Source organism: Photobacterium sp. GB-36 (genome assembly GCF_003026135.1).
Taxonomy (GTDB): domain Bacteria; phylum Pseudomonadota; class Gammaproteobacteria; order Enterobacterales; family Vibrionaceae; genus Photobacterium.
Genome location: NZ_PYNY01000047.1, coordinates 1 through 7,455 on the forward strand (window position 1 = coordinate 1; position 7,455 = coordinate 7,455).

Below are 7,455 nucleotides of genomic sequence, written 5' to 3' on the forward strand. Positions count from 1 at the left end.
ATACTAGACTTTATCATCTTCGATGGTGAATTTATAAATGATAATAGGCCATCAGAAAATTCTTTATATTCATCAGGATAAACCTTAGACCTTGCTAAATGGTAATATCCAAATTTCAATTCTAATGAGAGGTTAGTTCTCTCGCCATTAAAGACTACAAATTCCAAATCAGTACCATAAAGTTTTCTTTTTATTACTTTGTATTTAGTTTCAGGGTAAGAATTAAAATATGCATCTATATTATCTTTAACTTTATTTACAAAATAAAGTTCATTAATGTTAATGCTTTCGTGATAATCTAACCCATCAATATAGAACTGATCATATCTCTCTAAAAACTCTTTTAACTTCCCCCAAACAATATAAGGAATCAATTTATTAGCATAATCCCTCACAAGCATTACTTTACCAAGAGCATTAAATCTTGTAAAAGTTTCGCATATTTGTCTATCTTCAACAGACTTATAAATATAACTATCTTGATTAACCCAAAAATTAAGTAATTTACAGATAGCTATCCAACGAGGGGCCTCCTCATTAACACCATTTACTAATTTTTCTTTTTCTTTTTCAGAAAGTTGTGGTGGCTTTAATATTTGAAATGGAGACTGATTAAAGCGTTTTAACTCACTAACTTTGACACCTAGAGTAATGTCAAGAAGAGTACTATCAACCGTTAGAGAATATAAAAGTCTTGCTCTTGATTCTGGGGGCATATTATTAAACCAAGGCTTCATATCCTGTATATTCTGATTCTTATTATGAAATGATATTATATTATTCGCAATCATATCAGCATGCCCATGAACCAAGATTTTTTTCTCTTGCTTTATCACTTCATTCATATTTAATAAAGCCAGCTGAGAAACCTCCAGTCCTGTCACCATAGTCATCGTAATGAGAGTATTTAATACTTGATTACCATCTAAAGTACCATCCTCATCGTCTTTCTCCGTAAAAATATCTAAGCGTCGAAAATCATTGCTTGCCAATAAGTCAACGAAAGCATTAACAAACTCAAGTAAAGATTCTGGATATAGTGCTATCGTCTGCTCTACATAGCCTCCACCACCAACAGTAAGACCACCACCACAAGTTAGAATATATTGATTCTTTCGATAGCCAAATTTGAGTGTGCCACGTAGCCCAATACCAAAACTTTTCTCAGTCGTATTACAGAAACGTCCTATTTGATGCCAATCTCGATCTTCTCGAACGTGATAATTATTTGTCGTTCTTAAATTATTAGCTTGCATTGGCGTAAGTTGAGCAATCCAACTTTTATTTAGAGGATCGAGCACCATGCCCTGCATATTCTTAATTGGTTTACACCATTTAACATCACTGGATACAGTAACACCAGCACGAGCACCCGCGAATACATCAACAGAGCCAGCAATATAGCCGCCATTTGGTAGATTGGTATCACCAGGTAAAATAGGTGAAAGAGAAAGGCCTCCGTCCGTTGATGTCATAGAAACTGCCGCACTTAAACTTAATCCGATCCCGACACTTCCATAAAGTACCATATCAACATCCGATCTTAATTGCCCCAAATGCAGTTCCTTTACTTTATTTTGCTCACCAAAACGTGCGGATATAATCATAGGAAAGCCATTACGGCTCGGCAGCATCTGCTTTATTGACATATATCCACTCAATATATCAATACTGGCCGACGCTTCTATACTGGCAATATCTGTCTGTTTAATCGCTCGTTTTACAAGATCCTCAAAAGACTCTGGATAATCAGCTTCAAAGCGGCAATTATCAGCACAAAAGCGAAATAGCTCAGCTTGCGCATTGACGATATAACTTAGCCCCTTTCCTCCACCTATAGTTTGTGACATTTGAATAAGGGAAGTGTATTTTGTAAATTTATCAATACTACTATCAGGGATATCACTATTAAGATTGACTGTTTTAGTTTGGTTATTTTTTACAGAATCACGAGCCAATTTTATAGCTTGCTTAATTCCAGCCTGTAATGAATCGGCTGAATTGGCTTGTTTAATGTCTTCATCTTTAACGCCACGAGCAACATCTATATTGTCTTTTAATTTTAACTCTGTAACGAGACCATGAGAGTCTAGTAATTTATTTAAATCACTGCTTATCATATAACGAGGTTTATTTTCTTCGCTCATGATAAAAAATTCAACTATGTGCGTATCCGACTCTTTCCATGCAAATTTATATTCAGTTAATTTGATATCATTAGAAGACCAAGTAATGGTATCAAGTGCAAGTAATGATTGTTTAATTTTATTGCTATCAAGACAAAAATTTACTTTCCCTTGTTTTAAATTTTGATTTGCACAATATTTTAGATAGTCGATTTGATAACGTATCGCTGCAAGAATATATATGCCACCCATTCCATAGTTAAGAGCAGTTGTTTTGTTTCCTAAAATTTCGGTAATGTATTCTTGGATATCTGCGGATAACGCTTTATCTAAAGCATCAGAGAAAGCAAGACAATTGTAATACCCTAACTTTTCGATAAATAAGATAAATTTGTGGTTACTAATCTCGTGAAGTATTTTCGGGTTACTACTATCAAAGCGTAGCATTTCTATATTATCTGTAAGGTCACGCCCAGTTCTATCCAACTTGCTTAATATAGATTTATCACTCAATTTACTGACCAAATCATCAAACGCTTTCTGAGTTTCTTGATCTGTAGCAAAAAGCTCTTTTTTTGATAGCACTTGCTCTGGAACCGCCATCCCTTGAGCATTCAATAGCTCCAAACATTTGTATACATTTGCAGCAACAATGCTATTTGTTCGAACATTTCCTTTTTGTTTGTACTTTTCGAAATCATCAAGCATGTCATATTGAGGATCTCTATACATATCATTAAAATCTTTTCGAAGAGCAATGTATCCGTTATAACTTTTCTCAACGAACTTTTCATCACCTTTAACAAAACGATATTTACCAGTTAGTAAACTTTGATACCATAAGAATCCTTCTTTTTTCGCTTGCTCTTTAGCCTTTTCCTCATATTGTTCAATTTGATTGCTCAACTGCTTAATGACTTGCGTATTGAGAAAATTAACTAAGTCTTTTTTTGTACTGTAACCAATCCGCGTCGAATTACGTAATTCTATATTATGCTCAATCGCTCGCATGGTATTTCGTACAATAGAATCTTCCGCCAAATCTGAATACGTCAGACCTAGCTGTTGACTGTAACGCTCAATAATTGAATCTTCAGCAGCGGCAACTTTCTCTAGTTTTGGTATTTTTGACGTATTTTCAATAATCTTGACATAGGTTTGAATTAAGTTTCTCGTATAAAGACATTGGACATAGTCACTTTTATCTTTTTCAGAGGATAAAAAATAAGTAAATGAGCGGATCTTATAGTTTTCAAGAATGCCTTTTTGATTTAATTTTTCTAGCACTTCTTGTTGGATCGCCTCTTTACCTTTTTGTTCATCCTTTTTGGCATCGCCTGAATACAATTTTTCCGTTACCACTTTAACGGTATCATCTAATTCATCAGCTTGCGCCTTTAATTCTTCAGCATCTTTTGCTGAAACATAAAACCATTTCTTTTGCTGAGGAATATATAAAATATCAGCAACGTTTTTAGGTTCACAGGGCCCAGCGGTTACTCCGTCTGAACTAAATACATCACATTGTTGTAATTCTGTATTGGTTAAATCTAAAGTCTTAGCCATAATTTATTTCTTATACGCAATTTTAAGTAGATCCCACTCAACTTCATTCAATTGAAACCAAGCAATTGTCTTTGAATTTTCGAACGAACTAGGGTGATGATTTTCAATGGTATGAACAGCTCCATTTTGTTTCCATCCAATACGAATGATTGGCCCTAATAGCGTTTCTTGGCGTTCTGTCGTTAGATCCGCGAACCAATACTGCAAATATTTAGGGTTATAAAATCGAACGACATAGGGTTTGTGGGTAGGGCTAAGCATTAGCACAAGAGTTTTTATGTAGTCTTCAAATTGTTCATCATTTAACTGACTTGCAAACACTGCACTGCTAGAGAACCTCGTCAATATTTCTTCCACTTTATTTGATGGAACCTTTACCCAAAGAGGAGAAACAGATAAAGAGTCAGCCAAAGGTGTATTGGTATACCACCAAAAGTAATCGAACCCTTGCGCTGTAATAAAATTAAGTGATTGTTGACTATCTGGAGTATCAATAACAATCCAATGGTTTTCACTTTCTAAGAACATGCGTGTTCTCCATTACATAATCCACAAGTTGTTTTACCTTCTTGTTTTAAACAAACCCCCACGGCTGCCAAATTTAGTTTTGCGGCATGCTCTAATGCTTTTGTTGGTGAGTGAACGAGTGGAGAAACGGACTCAATTTTATGTGCCGCTTCAACCGCACGCGGTAATAACGGTGATAAACCCCCAAAGCCAGAGCCACTGCCCGCACTGCCACCTGCATTGATGTTGACCGCTGCCCCTGAAATTGAAACGCCAGATGCATCTATTTTGATAAAGCTGCCGCCAGCCTTCAGCGTGATTTCAGCACCCGCTTCAATCACGGCTTTTGAGCCTGCTTTAAGGTGTACTTCATTACCCGCATCCACCAATAATGCTTGGCCTTGTTTCATGTGTAAGCTGCCATCAACCGCAACGGTTTGATCGGCTTTTACATGGGTACGGCTTTCACCGTCGACGGTTAGGTGGTCGTGGGTTTTGATGTGGGTGAAGCGTTCATTGTCTACATCAAGGTGTAAATCGTGTTTGATGTCGTCTTTGCGATCGTTTTCCACCAACATGTTCACGTCTTTTTGCGCGTGAACATATATTTCTTCTTTGCCTGCTTGGTCTTCAAAGCGCAGCTCGTTATAGCCATCACCTTGGTGTGTTTCTGTGCGCAATACCGTACGGGTTTTATTGGCAGGTAACGGGTAAGGGGGCTTGTTGGTCGCATGGTAAGTGCGGCCTGTGATAATCGGTTGGTCTGGATCACCCTCCAGAAAATCAACAATCACTTCATGACCAATACGGGGTAGTGCGAGCATGCCATATTGGCTCCCCGCCCAACCTTGGGAGACTCGTATCCAGCAACTCGCATTGTCATCACTGTTACTGTATCTATCCCATGGGAATTGGACTTTGACCCGACCGTATTCATCACAGTAAATCTCTTCGCCTTCAGGGCCCACAACCATCGCAATTTGTGGGCCGTCTACACGAGGCTTAGCCGTGTAGGTGGCTCGCCATGGGCGATGACCGGGTATCACAATAAAATCATTGTTATAGGTTGTTACGCCTTGTCCGCCAGCTTCTTCTAATGCTTGCGGTTGCGTGCCCATATGGTTAACCGCCACCACGAGCCATTCGTCATTACATTGCTCATCATCGTGTTCTTGGAGAGTGAAGTTCACCCCAGCAATTAAACCGTGGGTGTTACTTTCACCATAGGCTGTATTGGCATCACGACGTAATGATTCGAGTCGAAAAGAAGTAAACGGCTTACCGCTGGCATCGTCTTTGTAACGCCCAGGGTAATCGTAATGTTCGTAATTGGCTTGCTGGTAATCGGCTTCTTTCGCATTGGCCGTTTGTAAGAAGCTATAAGCCGGCTTTTTAAAGCTGTAATCTTTGAGTTGCGCTGATGATGGGCGCATTTGCGTATGGCGAGCAAAGGTGCGCACAAAAGGCACGCCACTTTGCCCACCACTGCGGCTGTTATAAGGCAGTGGTGCCGCCAGTCGAGCGGCACTTTGGGTGTCATCAGAAAAGCGCAGGGTATTCTTTTTATTATCATGGACAAAGCTGTAAAACAGGCCTTCTTCTGCGGCAATGCGGTCGATAAAGGCTAAATCTGTTTCACGGTACTGGACGCAATATTCACGCGGCACGTAATCTCGCGTTAAAACGAAATCAACATCGGTAATCCCTAATTCTTGTAGTATCACCGAGATAATTTCAGGCACCGTTTGTGTTTGAAAGATACGGCTATTGTGGCGCAACGCGAGGCGGGCTGCTGGCGGTACAAATTCCACCTGATACAAGGTGTGGTGATGACCTGTGTCACCTTGGGTAAAACGTCGAATAATGCCATGCCATTGCTGTTGCTGTTCACCGTCTCGCCAGACCGTGAGCGTGGCCGTGTTATCGACGGTTTCTTGCGGCGTATAGGCCGGGTGACGACTGGCTAAGTCGATGGTAAAGGCGAAAGGCATAGACAGGTTGTCAGTGCCTGAAAATTGCGTGACGGCAAAGGCATCAGCCTCTAGCCCATCGACTTCGAATGTAAATTGCAAACCCGTTTTTGTTGCCATACTGACCTCGTGGTTAAACCTTTGCTAACGTCGGCCTTGCGGCGTATTTAGCAAAGGCATAAACGAAAAGCAGCCTACACAGTTGTGTAGGCTGATACATAGTTGAGTGCGATTACGCTTCTAGCGGTGCACGCCAGTCATCAGCACCAGATGTGCCAGATACCGTGTGATCCCAGTTAATTGCACGGTAAGCCATTGATACTTCGATAAGCTGCGTGAAGTCTTCTTTTGATGAATCTTGGCAGTGTGGCATGTGGGTGTTGATATCAACAATCGTTGCATCGGTCAGCGTTGTGGTGAAGTAGTGCTCTTGTTTACCTTCAACCGATGTGCGGTACCACTTTAGCTCTACAGACGGTAGCATTTCACCTGATGCCAATGAGTTGTACATCAGAGGAACGGCTTTGTTCAGTGCCACGGTAAATTTAAATGGCTTGTGAACACGTTGACCTGAAGGCTGACCTGATTGTGGGTCTGTAGGAACAGTAACAACGTGCTTGAATTCTTGAACAAGCATTTGGTCTTCGTGACCTTCAACATAGATGTTACCGACAGAATCAGGTGTGAATGCACCCGCTGTAATATTACCCTGAGTTTGGCCTTGGATCGCGATATAACAAGGAGTTGGCATCTTAGTATCCTATTTTATGATGGAGTAAATGACACAGCCTATGCTGTGATGACGTGCTGTTAGAGCAGGAAGTGTGCCAAACTTTAAGTTACTGATAAGTATTGATTTTGCGTTTTTACGCTATTATATATCGAGCAAGATCTTGCCCGGCTGGGCAACTTATTGCTCGATTTGGGCAAGTTCTTGCTCGGTAAGCTAAATGTAAAATGCTCGAAATATGAAGTTAGAGAGGGGGGTGGTAGTTATTAATATGAGTTTGGCAGCGTGAGGTGTAGACCTTCTGGTCGAGTATGACTTATTGAAATCAGTGACGACGATTTTTTACGATAAACCAAGCGTTAAAATAGATTTTCCATATATTTTCTAATACGAATCTCCCCAAATAGAGCTAAGAATCTAACTCATTTATGTCCGTGCGACCTGAAGTCGTATGAAGCGTTGTTCACCGCTTTATGAGTGAACCGTCTGTATCACCAGATGAACCTACGAGCCTGAATAAAGCAGCGGCTCGGACAATGTAACGAAACTTGGCCGT

4 protein-coding genes are annotated in these 7,455 nt (G+C 40.1%); all 4 read right to left on the reverse strand.

Going from position 1 to position 7,455, the window contains the following annotated elements; genetic code table 11:
* A partial coding sequence (locus C9J46_RS20945; protein WP_146144678.1) for a hypothetical protein occupies positions 1-3,692 on the reverse strand: 3,692 nt, incomplete at its 3' end.
* 3 nt (positions 3,693-3,695) lie between these two features.
* Entirely contained in the window at positions 3,696-4,220 is a 525-nt protein-coding gene (locus C9J46_RS20950; protein WP_045131087.1) for a DUF4123 domain-containing protein, read from the reverse strand.
* The gene (locus C9J46_RS20955; RefSeq protein WP_107208777.1) at positions 4,211-6,289 is read right to left on the reverse strand and encodes a type VI secretion system tip protein VgrG; all 2,079 of its coding nucleotides are present in this window, start codon (positions 6,287-6,289) and stop codon (positions 4,211-4,213) included. Before C9J46_RS20955 ends, C9J46_RS20950 begins: the two co-directional genes overlap by 10 nt.
* Before the next feature lie 112 nt (positions 6,290-6,401).
* Entirely contained in the window at positions 6,402-6,920 is a 519-nt protein-coding gene (locus C9J46_RS20960; RefSeq protein WP_005365509.1) for an Hcp family type VI secretion system effector, read from the reverse strand.
* Between the last annotated feature and the right edge of the window lie 535 nt (positions 6,921-7,455).